Genomic DNA, 20,883 nt, shown 5'->3' on the forward strand with positions numbered 1-20,883 from the left:
TCAGGCCTCCATCAACAGGCAGGCGTGGGGCGGCAGATTGACCGCGACGCGATCACCGACCACCCGCCCGCGGTTCAGGCCTTCGTTGTTCTCGCGCAACATGACCTTGATGTCGTTGTTCAACCGGCACTGGTAAAGGGTCGCGGTGCCGACATACAACACCGCTTCAATGACGCCGCGCAGGTGATGCGGTTGCGCCGGGTCGACCAATTGCGAGCGTTCCGGGCGGAACGCCAGTTGCACGCTGGCGCCATCGAAGCCTTGAGCCGGGCACGGGATTTCCACCGGCATGCCGCTCGGCACGAACAGTTTTTCGTTCTGCTGGCCGCGCTTGAGGTGGCCGGGGAGGAAGTTGATGTCGCCGATAAACTGCGCAACGAATTGGTGCTGCGGCCGTTCGTAGATATCGTTCGGTGTGCCGATTTGCAGGATCTTGCCGGCGGACATCACGGCGATTCGGTCAGACAGGGTCAGGGCTTCTTCCTGATCGTGGGTGACGAAAATGAAGGTGATCCCGGCTTCCTTTTGTACGCGCTTGAGTTCGACCTGCATTTCCTTGCGCAGCTTCAAGTCCAGCGCCGACAGCGGTTCGTCGAGCAACAGCACTTTGGGTTTCGGCGCCAGGGCCCGGGCCAGGGCCACGCGCTGCTGCTGGCCACCGGACAACTCGGCCGGTTTGCGCTGGGCCAGGTGTTGCATTTGCACCAGCGCCAGCATCTCATCGACCCGTTGCGGGATGAGCTTGCGATCAAGACCCTGCATCTCGAGGCCGAAGGCGATATTCTGCGCGACGCTCATGTGCGGAAACAGCGCGTAGCTCTGGAATACGGTGTTGACCCGACGCTTGAACGGTGGCAAATCATTGACCGGCTCGCCCGCCAGACGTATCTCACCTTCGCTGACCTGCTCGAAGCCGGCGATGGTGCGCAGCAGGGTGGTCTTGCCGCAGCCGGAAGGGCCGAGCAGGGTGAAGAATTCATTGTCGGCAATGTCGACTGAAACGTTGTCGAGGGCTGGAACCAGCCCCGGATCGTCGGAATATCGCTTGGAGACGTTACGCACTTCAATCGCTGTTGGATGACCCATATTGGTGCATTCCTCTAATTATTGTATGCAATATCTGGATGCAATCTAGAAATAACCGGATTAATCTGCTCGTGCAACCCCCTTTTTCAAAGGCTGCTCATCGCCTGGGGCCGGTTGTTTAGCGCTAAAGGAGTGTTCAGATGACCGAGAAAAAACTCGAGACCACGGTCGACCGCGTCTACCAAGGGGTTTACGAGGCGATCAGCAAACGTTCATTGCGTCCCGGGATGAAGCTCGGCGAAGCGTCATTGGCCGAACTTTTTAATGTCAGCCGAACGTCGGTTCGTGCCGCGCTCAAACAGTTGGAGGCTGATGGCCTGGTCACCACCGAGCCCAACAAAGGGGCGTCGGTGTCGTTGCCCAGTGATGAGGAGATCCGCTCGCTGTTTGAAACGAGGCGCCTGATCGAGATCGGCATCGTCACCGAACTCTGCCGTCGTCGTGATACTGCCGTGACCCAGGACCTGCGTGATCACCTGTTGCTGGAGGATGAAGCGCACCGCAGTGGCGACCATGAACGGTTGATTCATCTGCTTGGCGAGTTTCACATCAAGCTCGCGCAAAGCCTCAACAACCCGGTGTTGCTGGACTGGTTCCGCAAGCTGATTTCCCGCGCCTCGCTGTACGCCGCCGCGCTGGATGACGACAGCCACGAGGCTTGCCGCGACGACGAACACCTGCGGCTGATCGAGTACATCGAAGCCGGCAACCAGAGTGCCGCGATCGAACTGACCTGCATGCATTTGAACGGCATCGAGAAGGCCATTCTCGACGTCGCCGCCACGCTGAAAACCGGCTACCACCCGCTAAAGCACCTGATCGAGGTTTGATGCTCAACACAGTACTTGTGGCGAGGGGATTTATCCCCGTTCGGCTGCGAAGCAGTCGTGAATTCAGACGACGCGGTGCATCAAATAGACCGTGCGTTCAGGTATTACGACTGCTTCGCAGCCGAACGGGGATAAATCCCCTCGCCACAAGGCAGCTACAAAGTCCTCAGGGCAAGCCCACAAAAATCTGCAATTCAAGAATCAGCTAACCTCTATGAAACCATTGGCGACGGCGATGCTCGAAACAAACGGGCACGCACCGTCCTCATGCCGTTGCGATCCCGTAAGCCAGTCATCTACAGGGATACAGAGTCAGTCGATGCAGTTTCTAGACGATAGCCATGGGTGTGCAGGCTGGAACGGTGAGATGGCCGGGCGCATCCGCGCGTTCGACTGGAGCCTGACTGAGCTTGGAAACATGGAGACCTGGTCCAGAAGCCTGTGCAGCGCGGTGCAGTTGATGCTCGCATCGCCACTGCCGATGGTGATGCTGTGGGGCCGCCCCGGTTACATGATCTATAACGATGCGTACTCGACGTTTGCCGGTGGCCGCCATCCTTACCTGTTGGGTTCTCCGGTGGAACTGGGCTGGCCGGAAGTCGCCGAATTCAATCGGCATGTGGTCGACACCTGCCTGGCCGGCGGCACCTTGTCCTATCGCAACAAAGTCCTGGAGTTGCTGCGCGATGGGGTTCCCGAAGACGTCTGGCTGGACCTCTATTACAGCCCGGTGGCGGATGATGACGGGAAACCGGCCGGGGTCATGGCGATGGTGGTCGAGACGACCAAACATGTGATTTCCGAACGCCGTCGTCAGGCCGCCGAGGACGCCTATCACGCCGACAACGAACGGGTGCGCCTGGCACTCAATGCCGGGGCCTTGCTCGGCTCGTTCGTCTGGGACATCAAGGGCAATGTGCTCTCCGGTGATGAGCGTTTCGCCCGCACCTTTTCCTACCCGCCGGAGCAAAACCTGGCCGACCTGCCAATGGGCATCGTCGAAGCACGGGTCCATCCCGATGACCGCAGCTGGGTGCAGGAGCAGATCAATCAATCAGTGGAAACCGGCGAACCGTTTAACGCCGAGTATCGGGTCTTGCGCCCGGATGGCAGTTATCTGTGGGTGCAGGCGAGTGGTGGCTGCGAGTTCAATGAGCAGGGCGAACCGTTCCGTTTCCCCGGGGTGTTGATCGACATCCACGAACGCAAGACCGCCGAAGAATCCTTGCTCAAGTTCACCCGCAATCTGGAGCAACGCGTTGCCGACGAAGTCGAAGCGCGGCTGGCCGCTGAAGAACAACTGCGTCAATCGCAGAAACTCGAAGCCATCGGCGGCCTCACCGGCGGCGTGGCCCATGACTTCAACAACCTGCTGCAGGTGATCGCCGGCAACCTGCACTTGCTGGCGCGGCATGAACCGGACAACGCCAATGTACAGCGCCGGGTCAGTGCGTCGATTGCCGCGGTCGAGCGCGGCGCCAAACTGTCGTCGCAATTGCTCGCGTTCGCCCGTCGTCAGCCTTTGTCGCCAGCGGTCTGCGACCTGCGCCAGGTCTTCGATGGACTTGGGGAATTGTTGCAGCGGGCGCTGGGGGAAACCATTCAGATCGATGTCACCGCGGCTGAAGCCCTTTGGCACGTCTACGTGGACCGCAATCAACTGGAAAACGCTGTCCTCAATCTGGCGATCAATGCCCGTGACGCCATCAACGGCGAGGGGACCATTGACCTGAGCGCCGAGAACATTGCCCTTGATGGCAAGTTTTGTGCTGGCAAGGGCATCGTCGCCGGCGACTATGTCTGCGTAGCGGTGGCTGACAAAGGGGTTGGCATGTCGCCGCAAATACTCGCACAGGCATTCGAACCGTTTTTCACCACCAAGGCCGATGGCCAGGGCACGGGTCTGGGCCTGAGCATGGTGTTCGGTTTCGTCAAGCAAAGTGGCGGGCATATCGAGATTTCCAGCGTGGTCGGGCAGGGCACTCGGGTGCAGCTGTATTTCCCTCGCAGCCTGCGCCCGATGGTTAACGAAACGACACGTCATGACCCGCCACAGCGAGGCGGATACGAAACCATTCTGGTGGTCGAGGACAACGAGGCGGTGCGCAGCTCCGCGGTGGAGTTACTGCGCGAAGAAGGCTATCAAGTGCTGACGGCGGCCAACGGTGACGTCGCGATGCAGATGTTGCTGGATGGCGCCGTGGTAGACCTGATTTTCACCGACGTGGTCATGCCCGGCCTGATCAAAAGCTCGGACCTGGCCGCTTGGGCCAAGATGCAGACGCCACCGCTGGCTGTGCTGTTCACCTCGGGCCACACCCGTGACATTATTTCGCGCAATCACCAACTCAGCCCGGACACTTATTTGCTGAGCAAACCTTATGGCCCCGAGGCGCTCACACAGATGGTGCGCACCGTCCTCAATGGTTGACCCGATCCACCCTGGGAACGATCACCCCTGTAGGAGCCGAGCTTGCTCGCGATGGCGGTGTGTCAGACAGACCGCCATCGCGAGCAAGCTCGGCTCCTACAGGTGAATCGAATTTCTTTGAACCTTCCAATCAAGGCTGCTCATGACTTCCAACCCTCCCTCCGGCATGGTCAGGGTGCGCGGCGCCCGGGAACACAATCTCAAAAACGTCGATGTCGACATCCCCCGGGATGCCCTGGTGGTGTTCACTGGCGTGTCCGGTTCGGGGAAGTCGTCGCTGGCGTTCTCGACCCTCTACGCCGAAGCGCAACGCCGCTATTTCGAATCCGTGGCGCCCTATGCGCGGCGCCTGATCGATCAGGTCGGGGTGCCGGACGTGGACTCCATTGAAGGCTTGCCGCCGGCGGTGGCCTTGCAACAACAACGGGGTACGCCGAGCACGCGTTCTTCGGTGGGCAGCGTGACGACGTTGTCGAGCCTGATCCGCATGCTGTACTCCCGGGCCGGCAGCTATCCGCCGGGGCAGCCGATGCTGTATGCGGAAGATTTTTCGCCCAACACGCCCCAAGGCGCGTGCCCCGAATGTCATGGCTTGGGGCGGGTGTATGAAGTCACCGAAGCGTTGATGGTCCCGGACCCGAGCCTGACCATTCGCCAGCGTGCGGTCGCCTCCTGGCCCACCGCCTGGCAGGGACAGAACCTGCGCGACATTCTGGTGACGATGGGTTACGACGTCGATAAACCCTGGCGCGATCTGCCGAAAAAACTGCGCGACTGGATTCTTTTCACCGAAGAAACACCCACGGTGCCGGTGTACGCCGGGCTCACCCCGGAAGAAACCAAAGTCGCGCTAGAACGCAACATGGAACCGAGTTACCAGGGCACGTTCACCGGCGCCCGGCGCTACATCCTGCACACCTTCAGCCATTCCCAAAGCGCGCTGATGAAGAAGCGCGTCTCGCAATTCATGCTCGGCAGCCCGTGCCCGTTGTGCGATGGCAAACGGCTCAAGCGCGAGGCGTTGTCGGTGACCTTTGCCGGTTACGACATCGGCGAGTTGTCGCAGATGCCGTTGCTGCAAGTGGCCGAAGTCTTGAAACCAGTGGCCGCTCACAGCTACCTCGAACAGACCGAGGCGGCAGGCGAGGTATTGACGCACGACCAGACCCGCGAGGCCCGTGAGCAGCGAGTGGCCCACGGCGCCAGTGGTCACGCCAACGCGCCGGATGTCCGCCACACACCGAACCTGTCGGTGGAGAAACGCCTGGCCGCACAGCGGATCGCTCAGGACTTGCTGGAACGGGTCAGCACGTTGACCGATCTGGGGCTCGGTTACCTGGCACTGGAACGCAGCACGCCGACGCTGTCGTCCGGTGAGTTGCAGCGTCTGCGTCTGGCGACGCAATTGGGTTCGCAGTTGTTCGGCGTGATCTACGTGCTGGATGAACCGTCGGCCGGTCTGCACCCGGCGGATGGCGAAGCGCTGTTCGAAGCCCTGCAACGCTTGAAAGCCGCGGGCAACACCTTGTTCGTGGTCGAGCATGACCTGGAAACCATGCGCCGCGCCGACTGGCTGATCGACGTGGGCCCCGGCGGCCGGCGAGCATGGCGGCCAAGTCCTGTACAGCGGACCGCCGCCAGGGTTGGCGCAGGTGACGAACTCGCAGACGCGCGCTTATCTGTTCGCCGAGCAGGTCACTCAGCCCCAAGCCAGTCGTAAGGCGAACGATTGGCTACGGCTGGAAGGCATCACACGCAATAACCTGAACAACCTCAGCGTCGAGTTTCCGCTGGGCTGTTTTACCGCGGTGACGGGCGTCTCTGGTTCCGGCAAATCAAGCCTGGTCAGTCAGGCGCTGCTGGAACTGGTGGGCGCGCATCTCGGGCGCGCGGCCAGTGACAGCGAGCCGCAAGAGTTGAGTCTGGAGGATGACGCACCGCAAGTCAGCGGCGGTCAGGTCTCGGCGGGACTGGAATCGATCAAGCGTCTGGTGCAAGTCGATCAGAAACCTATCGGCCGCACGCCGCGTTCGAACCTGGCGACTTACACCGGGCTGTTCGACAACGTGCGCAAACTGTATGCCGCCACACCCGAAGCGCAGGCCGAGGGTTACGACGCGGGCCAGTTCTCCTTCAACGTTGCCAAGGGCCGTTGCTCGACCTGCGAAGGTGAAGGCTTTGTCAGCGTCGAGTTGCTGTTCATGCCCAGCGTCTATGCACCGTGCTCGACCTGCCACGGCGCGCGCTATAACCCCGAGACGTTGGCAATCATCTGGCAAGGGTTGAACATCGCCCAAGTGCTGCAACTGACGGTGGATGAAGCGGTCACGGTGTTTGCCGAGCAACCGGGCATTCGCCGCTCGCTGGAGGTGCTGCGCGATATCGGCCTGGGTTACCTGCGCCTCGGCCAGCCGGCGACCGAGCTGTCGGGCGGTGAAGCCCAACGGATCAAATTGGCCACCGAGCTGCAACGCAACCAGCGCGGGGCCACGTTATATGTGCTCGACGAGCCCACCACGGGTTTGCACCCTAGGGATGTCGATCGCTTGCTCGAACAGTTGAATACCCTGGTGACGGCGGGGCATACGGTGATCGTCGTCGAACATGAAATGCGCGTGGTGGCGCAGAGTGACTGGGTGATTGACATCGGCCCGGGGGCGGGGGATCAGGGCGGGAAAATTGTTATTGCAGGCACACCGCAGAAAGTCGCCAAGAGTAAAAAGAGCCGGACGGCACCGTTTTTGGCCAGAACCCTCGGCTAAATCAAAAGATCGACCTTGCGATGGAACCCTGTCCCCGGGGCGGCTTCGAATCTTCAAGGCCCGACTGTTTCAGCCGTGCACGTGCAGTGATGAACGAGGTACTTATGAAAGATGACAGTGGTCTTGAGGAAAACGCGAAAACCGCCGAGCCGGAAATCGCAGACAAATCGGTCGACCAGAAGCAACTCCACACCGATAACGACAATGAGTTCAGCCCCGGTTTCAAGCCGAATCCCGACCGGCCCAAACCCGGGGATGACACCGATGCCGACATCGATACCGATGGCGGCTAGCCAGGCATTGAAAACGGCCGCATCAAACGGTGCGGCCTTTTCGTGGGAGGGTTATTTGCTCGGATGAGCAGCCTGGAGCTTTTTCGCCATCTCCAGATGCTTCTCCAGCGCCGGCAGCATTTTTTGCGCGAAACCTTTCAGCTCCGTGGCGCCTTTGGTTTTGTCGTCTGTCACCGTATTGGCTTCTTCCTTGAATAGCTTGATGGTGTCTTCGTGAGCCTTCACCTGATTGTTGGCGTACGCCGCATCGAAGGACTCATCGCGCATGTCGAGGATTTTCTCTTTCGCCTGCTTGACCAGCGTGGTGTTGTCCGGCAGCTCGATGTCATTTTTTTTCGCCAGCGCCGCCAGTTCATCGTTGGCCTTGGAATGGTCGGTGATCATCATGTTGGCGAATTTCTTGATGTCCGCCGATGAACTTTTTTCCAGGGCCAATCGGCTCGTTTCGATTTCCGCGATATTGCTCGCGGCAGCGCTGTCGACGAAGTCATTGGAAGTGGCAGCGAAAGCCGTGCCCATGCTGGTACTCAAGGCAACGGCCAACGTGAGGTGGCGCAGGGTAAATCCGTCCATTGGTTATTCTCCACACAGGTTTTCATGGGCGATCGAGTGATCGTTAATCTGTGGAGGCCGACGAGTGGGCAAAGGTTTTATTGCGTTTGCGGCAGGGCGACGAACGGGCACCGCTGGTCTGATAGGCGGTCGACAGAACGGGCTAACCGAGGCCATTCTGACAGTTGGTGAACGCCATTGATCGCGTTTGCCTCCGATCAACAAACGGAGGTGTTCCATGCCGGTGCCACACGACCTTTATCAGGATCTCAAGCTTTCAAAGGAAGATATCCAGCAAAAACGCACCAAGGATCCGTTACTGGATTCACTGATCAACAAGTATTCACAGGCGGACGCCGAGGTCGTAAAGGCTGAATCCGCAAAATCGGATGCGCCCAGCGATGACGCATTGAAGAAACTCAAGGCAAAGCGCGTGGAGGTTAAGCAAAAGATCGTTGATCGACTCCAGACGCCGTCCTGACGCGCCCTGTCTGGTCACCGATGATCGGTGACTGAAAAATTGGAACGGTGATAAATACCGGCACCTCGAATGTTCAGAGTCCGACTTTACGGCTCCATGCGAGGTGCCCCCATGAATCCAAAATTCCCCAGCGAAGAGCAGGGTGGCTACGACCCCATCCCGACACATCCCGAACCCCTGAGTCCAGGACGCACCACCCTCAATCCCGAAGACGAGCCGGGCATCGACGAACTGCCGAACAATGAAGGTGCCATTCCGCTGGACGAGGATGACACCAACGGCATGGACCCGGAAAGGGTGCGTGAGGAAACGGATAATGCGGTGCGCGATGGTGAGGTGGATCCACGGTAAACCAATCACCCCAAAGCCCTTGTAGGAGCCGAGTTTGCTCGCGATGACGGCGGCAAGTTCAATATTGATGTGCCCGACAGATCGCAATCGCGAGCAAGCTCGGCTCCTACAGGTACAGGTTATTTTGGTGTCTATTGCAGCGCAGTACTCAACGGCAATCGCGCCATATGTCTGGCCTTCAACGACCCGAAATACAACCAATCCCCATACTCGCGAACGGTAGTGATCGGTGAGTAGCTGTCGCGGCTACCGTCCTGCAAGTTGGCGATGACTTTGCCGTCCAGATCCAGGCCCAGCGCAAAGGCGCGTTTCTCCACCGGCTTAGGCAGGACAGTCATGGCTCGCACGATCATCTTGCGCACGAAAGGATGCGGCGCGGTGGCATCGAGCAAGGCGTTGCGCGGTGCATAAAGCGCCACCCAGAAGCGGTCGCGGCCATTGAACGCGAGGTTGTCCGGCAACCCTGGCAAATTGTCGATGAATAGATCATGGGTGCCGGCTTTCGGCCCGCTCAGCCAGTAACGACTGATGCGATAGGCGCCTGTTTCGTTGACCAACACAAAGGCATCGTCCGGTCCCAGCGTCACGCCGTTGGCGAATTCCAGCTTATCCAGCAGGACCGCGGTTTTGCCGGTCTGGAAGTCATAACGCAACAAGCGGCCATCGCCGCCGTGCTCGATGATCGCTTCGCCGTCACTGCCGTAGCCAAAGCGACTGGAGGCATCACTGAAATAGGCATAGTGCCCGGATTTGTCGATCGCCACGTCGTCGGTGAAACCGAAGGGCACGCCGTTGGCCTCCGTGGTCAATGCAATCAATCGGCCCTGGGCATCCAGTGACAGCAAGCCCTTGACCCCGTCGGCAATCACCAGCAGACCGTTGGGATGACGGGCCAGGCCCAAGGGTCTGCCGCCCGTATCGGCCAGGACCTTGGTGACCTTGCCGTCGAGGCTGGTACGGATCAGTCGGCCGTCATGCAAACCCGTGATGAGGACGTTTTCCTCCAGCAGCAACGCTTCCGGACCGTCGATATCCGCTGCGCCGACGCGCTCCACGCCTTTGAGGCGCTGATTGTCGGCGTAGATGCCGCTGGTGAGAGAGGGAGCCGGTGGCGATGTCCAGGCCACCGGTTGAACCTTGGTCGGCATCAGCAGCAGAAAGGCGCCGATGGCGACGATTATCAGCAACAACAGATGGCGAAACTTGACGGTTCGACTCATGCGCCGACTCCTGCCGGGGCCAACTGTTTTTGCGCCATCTCACGCAACGCCAGCATCGACGCTGCCGACTCACGATCAATGCGACGCTTGAGCAGCAGTCGATTGGCAATGCGCATCGCCAGGCCGCTGAACTGGTACTCCAGAGTGCGCACAAAGCGTGTGCCGTCGACCCGGGCCTCGCACTCGTAAGTCACCACTAAAGACAACCCGTGATCGCCATGGGCCCAGGCGCTCCAGCGGCGCCCTGGCAGGTATTCGTTAACCTCCCAATGCAGGTGTCCCTCACGCCCGCCCGCCCTGATGTCTTCCTCGAACCGCCCCCCGGCATGCAGCGGCCCGCTCTGGCCGTCGACCTTGAGGGACGAGGGATGCCACTCCGGCCAACGGGTCACGGTGCTGGCATAGGCGAGCACGTCAATCGGGTTTCCAGCAATGTCGATCTGATGCTGCATGCGGGTCATGGTCGTTCTCGTCGGGTGCAGTTCAGTCGGCTCCGGTTCCCAATAGAGGGTGCCGAACAGATAGTCCATCAGCGGAAAAACGATATTGAAATTGCGTTCCTGCATCAGCTCACGACGGTGATGCAGTTCATGCAGGCGTCGCATCTGGCGGATCCACGGTAACCGTGTGACAGGGTTCTCCGGTGGCAAGTGCTCGCAGGCATGGAACACTTCATAGGTCAGGTAGCCAAGGACCAGGCAGCCGCCAAACAACCCGGCGACGTTGGCATCGAACTGCACAAGCAGCCACCAGACGGGCAGGGTGATGACGGCTGTGTGCAACACGATCAGCCAGGCTGGAAACAGAATCACCCGCCAGTCCCGGGCACTGTCGTAGGTCATGTGGCCGGGGGCGAAAAAGCTGTGATGGTCGCCGGCATGGCGTGCGTAGAACATTCGCGCGAAGTTTTTTTTGTGATGCCCCAGATGTCGATGGACCATGTACACGCCGAAGTTGAAAAACACCAACGTCAACGGCACTGTCAGCCATTCCAGTGGCTGAACCTGATGCACGGTGCTCCAGAATCCGCCGATGGCCAGCAACCCGAACAGCAGCACAAAAGTGCCGTGCAGCCATGGGTTGTAGAGCGGATGAATAGCAGCGCGGTAGCGGGTGCGGAATGCTTCGGTGGTCTGCCTCACTGCAATCACCTGTAGTTATTGTTATCTCCAGCAGATTAGACGATCCCGGCGTTTCAGGCGGGCCGAACCGTGAGGTCACAAATGCCATGATCCGATGCAAACCGGATTCAGGTCAGCGGGTTCCAGCGTTGCGACCAGTCATCGTCGGATTTGATCACTTCGCGCAGCAGGTCGAAGGCTTGTTGCAAGGTCGCCGAGTCGCGGTCGCGGGAGTAAACCAGATAAGTCGGGTAGCTGAATTCCGGGGCTTTGGGCACTTGCTCCAGCACACCGCTTTGCAGATAACTCTGGACCACCCGGGTGCGGAAGTAGCCGCTGCCGCCGTTTTCCAGAATGTATTGCAAGCCCAGTGGGCCGAGGTTGAAGCTCAATGCGGCTTTGGCTTTCTCTGGCAGGGCCGCATCGTGCTGACGGCGGAAGTCCGGGCCCCAGTCGATGTACACGTAGGGATCGGGTCTTGCGGCCAGGCGGATGAGGACCAGTTTTTCTTCCAGCACCTGTTCGACTTGCAGGCGTGGCCAATATTCGGGCTGGTAAACCAGCGCCGCATCCAGAACCCCCAGTTCCAGTTGACGCAGCAGGTTTTCACCGTCACGGATTTCCATCCGCAGGGCGTGGCTGGGAATCTTCTCGCGCAGCGCGCCGGCCCAGCTGAGCATCAGCGGGTTGCACAGACTGACCTCGCCACCGATGTGCAACACGTCGCGGTAACCCTCGGGCAACGGCAAGTCCCGTCGCGCCGCTTCCCAGGTTTCGACCAGTTGATTGGCGTAGACCACGAAGGCTTCACCGTTCGGCGTCAGGCGCGCACCGGCGCGGTTGCGCACGAACAACGTACTGCCCAGCTGGCTTTCGAGTTTCTGCACGCGCGCTGTGATCGCGGTCTGGGTTACGTGGAGTTTTTCAGCCGCCGCGGCAAGGCTGCCGTGGCGGACGATTTCCAGAAAGGTGCGGGCGAGATCGATGTCCATGGGGCGGCCGGTGCGGGAAGTGCAGGCATTGTAAACAGATACCGCCGGATCAGTTCATGTAGCAGCTGGCGAAGCCTGCGAGGCTGTGGTGAGGGGATTTATCCCCGTTGGGCTGCGAAGCGGCCCTTTTTTTTCTATCCACACCGCGTCCAATGGATTACGACGGCTTCGCCGCCGAACGGGGATAAATCCCCTCACCACAGCCTTCGGCAGCTGCTACAGGGATCGAGGAGCTGGCGAAGGCTGCGATGTTTTAGCGGCTCATTTCAAAACGCAAAACACGAACAACCGAAGGCCCCCCAGAAACCGGTGAAATCACTGACAGGCGCCGAGGACAGCCGCGCCCGTTCATGGCTATGCGCATGCACCGCGCAAGCCCCGACGCATTGATGAACCTGCGCCGTCAGCGGCGCCAGGGGTTTCCAATGGCCTGGTACTTTGGCGACTGGCGACCATTCAGGCACCACCGGGACGGGAGGCGGCCCGAGTTTTTCAAACTCGACGCTGCCGTAGACGATCTTGCCGTCGACGATGGTCAATACCGATTCGATCCATTTGACCGCTTCATCCTCGATGTGGAAGTAGTCCGCCGACAGCGCAATCAAGTCCGCCAATTGTCCGACTTTGATCTGGCCTTTTTTGCCTTGCTCGGAGGAAAACCAGGCGCTGCCGTGGGTGAAGAGTTCCAGCGCGGTGTCGCGGCTCAAGCCTTGCGGGTACAGCGCCAGACCACCGACGGTGCGACCGCTGATCAGCCAATACAGCGAAGTCCAGGGGTTGTAGCTGGACACGCGCGTGGCATCGGTGCCGGCGCCGACCGGAATGCCCTCGGCCAGCATACGAGCGATGGGCGGCGTGGCTTCGGCAGCCTTGGCGCCGTAACGGTCGACGAAGTATTCGCCCTGAAATGCCATGCGGTCCTGGATCGCGATGCCGCCGCCGAGGGCTTTTACCCGTTCGATGTTCTGCGGGGTGATGGTTTCCGCGTGGTCGAAGAACCACGGCAAACCGTCGAACGGAATGTCGCGATTGACCTTCTCGAACACGTCGAGCATGCGGCTGATGGATTCGTTGTAGGTGGCGTGCAGGCGGAACGGCCAGCGCTGTTCCACCAGATGGCGGACCACCGGTTCGAGTTCCTGCTCCATGGTTTGCGGCAGGTCGGGGCGGGGTTCGAGAAAGTCCTCGAAGTCGGCCGCCGAGAACACCAGCATTTCCCCGGCACCGTTGTGCCGTAGAAAATCGTCGCCCTGACCGTAGTGGGAGGTGCTGGTCCAGTTCTTGAAATCGGTCAGCTCTTCCTTGGGTTTCTGCGTGAACAGGTTGTAGGCGATGCGCACGGTGAGCTGCTGGTCTTTGGCCAGTTGCTGGATGACTTGATAGTCGTCCGGGTAATTCTGGTAACCGCCGCCGGCGTCGATGGCGCTGGTGACACCCAGGCGATTGAGTTCGCGCATGAATTGGCGGGTCGAGTTGACCTGGTATTCCAGCGGCAGTTTCGGCCCCTTGGCCAGGGTCGAGTAAAGAATCATCGCGTTGGGGCGGGCGATCAGCATGCCCGTCGGGTCGCCATTGGCATCGCGCTGGATTTCGCCACCCGGCGGATTTGGCGTATCGCGGGTATAGCCGACCACTTTCAACGCGGCGCGGTTGAGCAGTGCGCGATCATAGAGGTGCAGGACGAACACCGGGGTATCCGGCGCGGCCTTGTTCAGTTCATCGATCGTCGGCAGGCGTTTTTCGGCGAACTGGAACTCGTTCCAGCCACCGACCACCCGCACCCATTGCGGCGTGGGCGTGCGGTCCGCCTGATCCTTGAGCATGCGCAGCGCGTCAACCAGAGAGGGGACGCCTTCCCAGCGCAATTCGAGGTTGTAGTTGAGGCCACCACGGATCAGGTGCAGGTGCGAGTCGTTGAGACCGGGAATCACCGTGCGACCGTGCAGGTCGATAATTTGTGTGCCGGGGCCTTGCAGGGCCATGGCCTGGGCATCGCTGCCGACCACCACGAAGTGTCCGTCCTTGATCGCGACGGCGCTGGCTTGAGGTTTTTTGCGATCGACGGTGTGCAGGCGTCCGTTGTACAGGATGAGGTCGGCGGGGGCGTCGGGCATGGTTTTACTCCCTGCGATTAGCGGGCTGATCCAGGCACCGACGGCGCCTGCCGAAAGGCCTTGCAGTACACGTCGGCGGTTAAATCCGTCGTGGTCGTCAGGTGGGCTCATGGGCAGTGCTCCGCGCGAAGGCTCTTGATAAAAAAGCGAGGGCAAACAGCCGATGTCTGACGCATGCGGCCAGAAGGAATATAGACGGCAAATCCACAGGTAGCCGTTTTCCAATGGCGAAAAACGACGAATCCCGCCACGAGGGGCGGGATTCGTTTGCAGCCAGGCGTGCTCCCGAAGGTCGGGAGCGGCGCGCTTAGGCCGGGAACAGCTCGGACAGTTTCATGGCCAGCATCATGTCGCCTTCAGCGCGCAGTTTGCCGCCCATGAAAGCTTGCATGCCGTCGGTTTCGCCGCTGACGATGCCTTCCAGGGTTTCGCCGTCCATGACCAGAGTCACCTGGGCGTCCGGGTTTTCGCCTTCCTGGAGCTCGCAGGTGCTGTCCTTGACGATCAGCGAGAAGTTCTTGGTGTCGTCAATGCGGAAACCGAATACCAGGTCCAGACCGGCAGCAGCGGCTGGGTTGAACTTGGCTTTCATTGCTTGTACGGCATCAGCTACGGAGGTCATGGTTCGATCCTTTCTTGGGTAATTAGAGCTGGGTGAATACAGCCAGGGGCACAATAGTCCGGACTCAGCGAAACGTGATGAGTTCCGGGGTCTTCAACAGCTGCAGGTGCGCATGACTGTTGAAAGAAGACAGAGCCACCTCGCGACCGCGAAACTTCAGCAGGTTGAGCGAGGTGTTGACGATTTGCCAGTTCAGTTCAAACGCCTGCTTTGCCGGCATTTGCGTAATGAGGTGGAGCAGGGCCGTGATAGTGCCGCCGGAGGTGAACACGGCGATTTTCTGGGTGTTGTCGGCGCTTTCGAGGATTCGCTGCAGACCGGCTTGCACCCGTTCGACAAACCCCAGCCAGCTTTCCAGGCCTGGTGTGTCATAAGTGCCGGCGAGCCAGCGTTCGATGATCAGGGCGAAGATTCGCTGGAATTCACCGCGGTTTTGCGCGGCATTGCGCAGGATGTGCAGCGCTTCGGGTTCGTCCGGTAACATGGCCGGCAGCAGCGCGCGGATCACCGCGTCGGCGTCGAACTCATTGAACGCGGAATCGATTTCCACGACGGGAACCGGCAGGCCTGCCGCCGCGAACTGTTCCAGTGCGCTGTTGGCCGTGTGCTGCTGGCGGCGCAGATCGCCCGAGAGGCAGCGATCGAAGCTGATCCCCAGCTCGGCGAGGTGCTGGCCGAGGACTTCTGCCTGGCGAATACCGGTCGGCGACAGGACGTCATAGTCGTCTGCACCAAAGGAGGCCTGGCCATGTCGAATCAAATAGATACTGCCCACGTCCGCGTCATCCCGGTACGTTGAAGGTTCGGCGAGGTTATGAGGATGACGGTGAGCTGTCAATGAAAAAACATACGCTTGTTTGAAATGCCCGTTACAGGGCTGTTGCCAGAGGTTTCACGGCTGGCCGCCGGGGCGGCGCATGAGTATGCTGGAGGTATCCCGCGCGCGTTTTTGCTGCGCATCGTATTGAAGGAGTCCCTGTGGAGTTTTTTGCCGAGTACGCAGTTTTTCTGGCTAAGACCGTGACACTGGTGATCGCCATTCTGGTGGTCCTGGCCAGTTTCGCGGCGTTGCGCAGCAAAGGTCGACGTAAGTCGGTCGGCCAGTTGCAAGTCAGCAAACTCAATGATTTCTACAAAGGGCTGCGCGAACGCCTGGAGCAAACCTTGCTCGACAAGGACCAGCTCAAGGCCTTGCGCAAGGTCGAAGCCAAATCCGATAAAAAGCAAAAGAAAAAACCTGAGGCAGCCAAACCTCGGGTGTTCGTGCTCGATTTCGACGGCGACATCAGGGCCTCGGCCACTGAAAGCCTGCGCCATGAAATCACCGCGCTGCTGACCCTCGCCACGCCCAAGGATGAAGTGGTGCTGCGGCTGGAAAGCGGCGGCGGCATGGTTCATAGCTACGGTCTGGCGTCCTCGCAGCTGGCGCGTATCCGTGATGCCGGTGTGCCGTTGACCGTGTGCATCGACAAGGTCGCGGCCAGCGGCGGCTACATGATGGCGTGCATCGGCGAGAAGATCATCAGCGCGCCGTTCGCGATCCTCGGCTCTATCGGCGTTGTGGCGCAGTTGCCTAACGTCAACCGCCTGCTGAAAAAGCACGACATCGACTTCGAAGTGCTGACCGCCGGCGAGTACAAGCGCACCCTGACGGTGTTTGGCGAAAACACCGAGAAGGGCCGCGAGAAGTTCCAGGAAGACCTGGACATCACTCACCAGTTGTTCAAGAACTTCGTTTCCCGCTATCGCCCGCAACTGGCCATCGACGAAGTGGCCACCGGTGAAATCTGGCTCGGTGTCGCGGCGCTGGACAAGCAACTGGTGGACGAGCTCAAGACCAGCGATGAATACCTCGCCGAACGTGCGAAGAAGTCCGAGCTTTACCTCTTGCACTACTCCGAGCGCAAAAGTCTGCAGGAACGCATCGGCATGGCGGCCAGTGGCTCGGTCGATCGGGTGCTGTTGAGCTGGTGGAGCCGGTTGACCCAGCAACGCTTCTGGTAATACTCAAAAAGCGTCATCGTTAAAAAAATGAAACCGTGGATTCTTCCCCGGTTTCATTTTTTTTTGCGGTTTTTAAGTCCATCCATTTTCCTTCCGGCGTTTGCGAATTTTCCTGAGGTTATTGTCGATCACTCCCGCTTCCGGTTGATCTGTGGTCAGTTAGGGTGGTGTTCCTGAATGCTTGCAATGGAATGCACCATGAATGATCACCCTCACAAAGACGACAATGCACCGACCTTTCCCGGCATGCGCGAAGAGCTGAAGTCCGCTGTGAATGCCGCGCTGCCGCAGACTCCCGGCCTATTTGGCGAACACCTGATCAAGCAAAAGTGGGGTCAAGACATTGACCCGACGACAGCGCAGCTGGTGACGCTCGATTACGACTACGCCGGGCGATCTGCGCAGAACGGCGTCCATCAGGGGCGGGTGGCGAGTTCCCTGTCCCTGGCGCAGGCGCTGATTTCCAACTATCAAACCGTGGGCGACGGGCGTTTCGGCGAAACAGCGTTTGGCTTGTACACGCCACCCGATGTCGGGCCGCCCATCGTTGTTACGGAACACGTCGATGAGTTGGCCGAGCCCGGAAACGACTATCACTATTCCTACGAAGGTATTTATCGCCAAACCGTTCCGCAGCGCTACGGACCGCTGACCCAGATCGCCGTGAGGCCCGCCGACTTCAAGAAATGGGTCTGGGAACTGGATTTCCAGTACCGTTATCAGGCTTACCTCGATCAAGCCTGGCCATCGGATGAGGTGATCGTCGCCCCCAGACCCCATGCGCTGAAAACCTCGGCCAAAGCGGCCTTCGTCATGGCCGCTTTGCTGCAGCGGCATGAAAATAGCCTGACCCCAAAGGGGAGCGAGCTGGCCATGCAGGCGGCAGGACTGCCGTCGGATCAGGCATGGTCAACGCTGACGATTGAACAATTGCAAGCGCCCACCAGGGTGCCCGCGATGCTCAAGACGGGACGCCTGAAGGTTTATCGCTACACCTCGAAAGACATCTGGGGCTACCGTGACCCCGACGGCAGGATTCTGTTGTACATCCCCGGCAACTCTTCGCCCTTGCACCTGTTTGACGATTCCGGGCAATTGCACCAATGGATTGTGAAGCAGGGCAGGCGTGACGATACAAGACAGGCCTTGGCCGCCCATTTCGCCGAAGACGATCGCAAGGACGGCACTTTCCATGCCGGTGTGTTGACGGCGCTGGATGGCATGGGGGTCTATCCGAAGGTACACAGGCTGAGGAAAGAGGCGGGGTTCTTCAACGATGACGGCCTTTGGGAGCCCGCCCGATACATCAATTTCGATGACTCGCCATCAGACATCGATCCGTTTGCCCAGCTGGTTCTGACCATGAAGGAGGCCTCCCGGGTCAGTGTCCAGACCATTCGTGACGATGCGCAGGTCAACCGGGACAACTTGAGTGCCGTCGTCGAACCGGTCGTGCAATGGATCAACCGTTTCGGTCCGTTGGCGTTGTTCGTGCCCGGTGGCGAAGGATTGATGGTACTGGCCGGTATCATCGACGCCGGGTATGGCCTTGATCAGGCCGTCAACGGCGCAACATCGAGTGATCGAGCGTCAGGCGTGACCCGCACGGTGTTTGGCTTGCTCAATGCGCTGCCGCTGGCAGGCGCAGGCGCGGCGCTCAAGGGTGAAGCTACCGAGGCGAGTGCCATTGCCGAGAGAGTGCATGAACCTGGCGCAGCATCGAGGAAGGAGGTTGCCAGGCCGGCGCCGGATCAGGCCGTTGCCCCGACTCCCGGACTATCGAACCTGACGCTGCCGACCCGCGTGGAACTTCTCCGCGGAATTGGCCCGACGGTGGCGTCTTTCAGCGATGAAGTGCTGGCGCAGATCGGCAAGGTCAGTGCAGTCGATGACGACATGCTGCGACTGATGCAGGCCGGGCGCCCGCCGACGCCTTTGCTGGCCGATACCATCAGCCGCTTCAGGATTGATCAGGAGCTCGGGCAAGCCACCTTGTCGCAGGGCGAGCGAGTCGAACGGTTCAACAGCCGTTACGAAGCGCTTCAGCACTCGGAGCATGAATGGGGCCGGTTGTTTCAGCGCCAATACCCCGGCCTGCCCAACAGCGCCATTGAGCAAATGCTCGACCGTTATGGCGTGGACATCCAGAGCCCGCCCGACGCGATCCAGGTCCGGCAAGTATTCAACCGCCTCGACAGCAAGGCCCGCCATTATCAACAACATGTGCGGCTCAATCGTGCCTATGAAGGCCTGTACCTTCGGACGGTGGTTAGCCCGGAGTCGGACACACTGGCCCTGCATTCCCTCAAAAATCTCTCCGGATGGCCAAAAAGCCTTCGAATCGAAGTCCTCGACGGATCTCTCGCAGGCCGGATTCTGGACCGTACCGGTGCGTTTGACTCCTCCCATGTTCGCCGGTTGATCAAGGTCGGGGACCGTTACCAATGTCGCGATGCACAAACGGGCTTTTATGAGGCCGTCCTTGAAGTCTTGACCGAAGACGAACGCTCGGCGCTGCAACTTTCATCGCTCGATCCGGCCCGCGAGTTGCAGCTGAAAGTCGGCGATCAGGCAATGCCGCGCTCCGAACTCGTGCTCGGTCTGGGCAGGATGGATTCCGGTCTGCCCTTTGAGGCGCAAGGGCTACGCGGCGGCGGCTTCCCCGGTACGCCAGAGGGCGAAGAGTTGACGCACGAGATGATGAGGTTGCAGCTCAAGGAGCTTTATCCGGATTTCTCGAATAACGAGGCCGATGAATTGCTACAGCGCGCAGGTGGCAATGCTCAGGTACACATCGATCAGTTGAAGCAACAGTTTCAGCAACTCAACACTGATTTGAGCATTTGGATAGATCAGGGCGCCGATGATGTCAACGACATGGACCTTCCCTTTATTGCCTTGGGGGATGCCGCGGCGCAGGGGTTGAACCCTGCACAAATCGCGGCCTATAACGTCCAGCTAATCATGGAGGAGATGCAGGACGAACGGGCGCTCCGCACCGAACTGGCCAACGAGCTGGTCAGCATTTGGCAAAAGCGCGCAGGGGCTCCCCGTACCACGCTGGATATGACCTTTGAAAACTATCACCGGTTACCGGTGTTGAATGTCAGGTTGAACGATGTAACCGAACTATTGATGCGCGGCTTCCACCTGACCGAGGAGGGCAGTTTGAACGGGTTTATCGAGAGCTTTCCAAACCTCAAGGTGTTGAATCTGGACAGTGTGGACTTGCGTCATTTCTTCGTGGGCGGCGACGCGGGTCGCTCTTTACCGCCGGCAATCAGTCAATTCAAACACCTTTCCTCACTAAACCTGCGAGCCACACAGCTGGTTTTCAGTGAAAGCGCCGCGTCCCAACTGCGTGACCTGACCCGTTTGCAATCGCTGGACTTGAGTGACAACCCGCTGGGTGTACCGCCGCTGGTGTTGGGCTTGAACGATTTGCGTCAGCTCAACCTGAGGAATACGCAGATCAGCCGGTGCCCGATCGGGATCAAGGATGAGCCCTATCTGACTACTCTGGATTTACGTGATAACCGTATAAGCCGGGTTCCACCAGCGGTCATGAATCAGGCTGTCGCTGACGACCGCGTGCTTTTATGGGGGAATCCGCTGACGGACGAAGACACGCTTCGCCGGCTTGTCAGTCATCGCGAGGAAACGGGAATCAATCTATGGCTTGACGCCCCCGGAGCCGACTATGGTTCGCCGATGGTGTGGCTGCGAGATTGCGAGGAAGCGTTGCAACAATCCCGGCAAGCGCTTTGGCAGCGATTGGCAGGCAAACCTTCCAGTACGCGATTTTTAGACGTAATAAACAGGCTGAGCCTGACGGCCGATTTTAAGGTGAGTTATCTGTCGGTACAGGCGCGAGTCTGGCGACTGTTGCACGAGGCCGATACTTCGGAGGAAATGTGGACTCGATTGAGTCGCAGCAGCGGGCGGTTTGATCATCCGATGGCCGCTTTTGGGGCGCTGGAGGATCGTGCCAATCTGTAACTCAGCGAGGAAGGAGTCTTGAGCC

At 59.5% G+C, this 20,883-nt stretch carries 15 protein-coding genes and 1 pseudogene; 8 read left to right on the forward strand and 8 right to left on the reverse strand.

What is annotated here, in order from left to right:
• Window positions 1–1,086 (reverse strand): ABC transporter ATP-binding protein, encoded by a 1,086-nt coding sequence (locus tag ACYZUA_RS14700; RefSeq protein ID WP_461963836.1) that lies wholly within the window; start codon window positions 1,084–1,086, stop codon window positions 1–3.
• A gap of 140 nt (window positions 1,087–1,226) precedes the next feature.
• Between ACYZUA_RS14700 and ACYZUA_RS14705 the strand changes: the two genes are divergently transcribed.
• The 4 genes and pseudogenes from ACYZUA_RS14705 (at window position 1,227) to ACYZUA_RS14720 (ending at window position 7,402) form a co-directional block, all read left to right on the forward strand.
• Entirely contained in the window at window positions 1,227–1,916 is a 690-nt protein-coding gene (locus ACYZUA_RS14705; protein ID WP_008154995.1) for a GntR family transcriptional regulator, read from the forward strand.
• Between the two features lie 319 nt (window positions 1,917–2,235).
• The gene (locus ACYZUA_RS14710; RefSeq protein WP_461963838.1) at window positions 2,236–4,347 is read left to right on the forward strand and encodes a hybrid sensor histidine kinase/response regulator; all 2,112 of its coding nucleotides are present in this window, start codon (window positions 2,236–2,238) and stop codon (window positions 4,345–4,347) included.
• 142 nt (window positions 4,348–4,489) lie between these two features.
• Window positions 4,490–7,109: pseudogene (gene uvrA / locus ACYZUA_RS14715) on the forward strand (excinuclease ABC subunit UvrA).
• A gap of 104 nt (window positions 7,110–7,213) precedes the next feature.
• A complete protein-coding gene (locus tag ACYZUA_RS14720) occupies window positions 7,214–7,402 on the forward strand; it encodes a hypothetical protein (protein ID WP_461964181.1) in 189 nt (62 codons plus the stop codon).
• 51 nt (window positions 7,403–7,453) lie between these two features.
• Here ACYZUA_RS14720 and ACYZUA_RS14725 read toward each other — a convergent pair whose 3' ends face one another.
• Entirely contained in the window at window positions 7,454–7,975 is a 522-nt protein-coding gene (locus ACYZUA_RS14725) for a DUF4142 domain-containing protein (RefSeq protein WP_461963840.1), read from the reverse strand.
• A gap of 217 nt (window positions 7,976–8,192) precedes the next feature.
• Between ACYZUA_RS14725 and ACYZUA_RS14730 the strand changes: the two genes are divergently transcribed.
• On the forward strand, window positions 8,193–8,435 hold the full coding sequence (locus tag ACYZUA_RS14730) for a DUF465 domain-containing protein (protein ID WP_046048501.1): 243 nt from the start codon (window positions 8,193–8,195) through the stop codon (window positions 8,433–8,435).
• A 111-nt stretch (window positions 8,436–8,546) separates the two neighbouring features.
• Window positions 8,547–8,786: a hypothetical protein gene (locus ACYZUA_RS14735; RefSeq protein WP_461963843.1), complete on the forward strand. Its 240-nt coding sequence runs from the start codon at window positions 8,547–8,549 to the stop codon at window positions 8,784–8,786.
• Between the two features lie 131 nt (window positions 8,787–8,917).
• On the opposite strand, the gene ACYZUA_RS14740 is transcribed toward ACYZUA_RS14735, so the two are convergent.
• The 6 genes from ACYZUA_RS14740 to ACYZUA_RS14765 all read right to left on the reverse strand — a co-directional run bounded on the left by ACYZUA_RS14740 (window position 8,918) and on the right by ACYZUA_RS14765 (window position 15,630).
• Window positions 8,918–10,006: an SMP-30/gluconolactonase/LRE family protein gene (locus ACYZUA_RS14740; protein ID WP_461963845.1), complete on the reverse strand. Its 1,089-nt coding sequence runs from the start codon at window positions 10,004–10,006 to the stop codon at window positions 8,918–8,920.
• A complete protein-coding gene (locus tag ACYZUA_RS14745) occupies window positions 10,003–11,148 on the reverse strand; it encodes an SRPBCC family protein (protein WP_461963847.1) in 1,146 nt (381 codons plus the stop codon). Before ACYZUA_RS14745 ends, ACYZUA_RS14740 begins: the two co-directional genes overlap by 4 nt.
• Window positions 11,149–11,255: 107 nt before the next feature.
• Complete coding sequence (locus ACYZUA_RS14750; RefSeq protein WP_074877605.1) at window positions 11,256–12,119, reverse strand: LysR family transcriptional regulator; 864 nt, start codon at window positions 12,117–12,119, stop codon at window positions 11,256–11,258.
• A gap of 266 nt (window positions 12,120–12,385) precedes the next feature.
• Complete coding sequence (locus ACYZUA_RS14755; RefSeq protein WP_461963850.1) at window positions 12,386–14,233, reverse strand: amidohydrolase; 1,848 nt, start codon at window positions 14,231–14,233, stop codon at window positions 12,386–12,388.
• Between the two features lie 307 nt (window positions 14,234–14,540).
• Window positions 14,541–14,855 carry an SCP2 sterol-binding domain-containing protein gene (locus ACYZUA_RS14760; protein ID WP_008154977.1) on the reverse strand — a complete coding sequence of 105 codons (315 nt, stop codon included), beginning with the start codon at window positions 14,853–14,855 and terminating at the stop codon, window positions 14,541–14,543.
• Window positions 14,856–14,919: 64 nt separating this feature from the next.
• Entirely contained in the window at window positions 14,920–15,630 is a 711-nt protein-coding gene (locus ACYZUA_RS14765; protein WP_415760374.1) for a histidine phosphatase family protein, read from the reverse strand.
• A gap of 203 nt (window positions 15,631–15,833) precedes the next feature.
• On the opposite strand from ACYZUA_RS14765, the gene sohB reads away from it, so the two are divergent.
• Window positions 15,834–16,859 carry a protease SohB gene (gene sohB / locus ACYZUA_RS14770; protein ID WP_461959430.1) on the forward strand — a complete coding sequence of 342 codons (1,026 nt, stop codon included), beginning with the start codon at window positions 15,834–15,836 and terminating at the stop codon, window positions 16,857–16,859.
• Between the two features lie 198 nt (window positions 16,860–17,057).
• Window positions 17,058–20,858, forward strand: a complete 3,801-nt coding sequence (locus ACYZUA_RS14775; protein WP_461959431.1) for a dermonecrotic toxin domain-containing protein — start codon at window positions 17,058–17,060, stop codon at window positions 20,856–20,858.
• Window positions 20,859–20,883: the final 25 nt, after the last annotated feature.

The organism is Pseudomonas sp. LS2P72 (genome assembly GCF_054897865.1).

Coding starts and splice junctions, on each gene's coding strand:
- ACYZUA_RS14760 (WP_008154977.1), bottom strand. CDS start 14,855: ATGACCTCCGTAGCTGATGCCGTACAAGCAATGAAAGCCAAGTTCAAC.
- ACYZUA_RS14775 (WP_461959431.1), top strand. CDS start 17,058: ATGAATGATCACCCTCACAAAGACGACAATGCACCGACCTTTCCCGGC.
- ACYZUA_RS14720 (WP_461964181.1), top strand. CDS start 7,214: ATGAAAGATGACAGTGGTCTTGAGGAAAACGCGAAAACCGCCGAGCCG.
- ACYZUA_RS14730 (WP_046048501.1), top strand. CDS start 8,193: ATGCCGGTGCCACACGACCTTTATCAGGATCTCAAGCTTTCAAAGGAA.
- ACYZUA_RS14750 (WP_074877605.1), bottom strand. CDS start 12,119: ATGGACATCGATCTCGCCCGCACCTTTCTGGAAATCGTCCGCCACGGC.
- ACYZUA_RS14700 (WP_461963836.1), bottom strand. CDS start 1,086: ATGGGTCATCCAACAGCGATTGAAGTGCGTAACGTCTCCAAGCGATAT.
- ACYZUA_RS14740 (WP_461963845.1), bottom strand. CDS start 10,006: ATGAGTCGAACCGTCAAGTTTCGCCATCTGTTGTTGCTGATAATCGTC.
- ACYZUA_RS14710 (WP_461963838.1), top strand. CDS start 2,236: ATGCAGTTTCTAGACGATAGCCATGGGTGTGCAGGCTGGAACGGTGAG.
- ACYZUA_RS14725 (WP_461963840.1), bottom strand. CDS start 7,975: ATGGACGGATTTACCCTGCGCCACCTCACGTTGGCCGTTGCCTTGAGT.
- ACYZUA_RS14735 (WP_461963843.1), top strand. CDS start 8,547: ATGAATCCAAAATTCCCCAGCGAAGAGCAGGGTGGCTACGACCCCATC.
- ACYZUA_RS14755 (WP_461963850.1), bottom strand. CDS start 14,233: ATGCCCGACGCCCCCGCCGACCTCATCCTGTACAACGGACGCCTGCAC.
- ACYZUA_RS14705 (WP_008154995.1), top strand. CDS start 1,227: ATGACCGAGAAAAAACTCGAGACCACGGTCGACCGCGTCTACCAAGGG.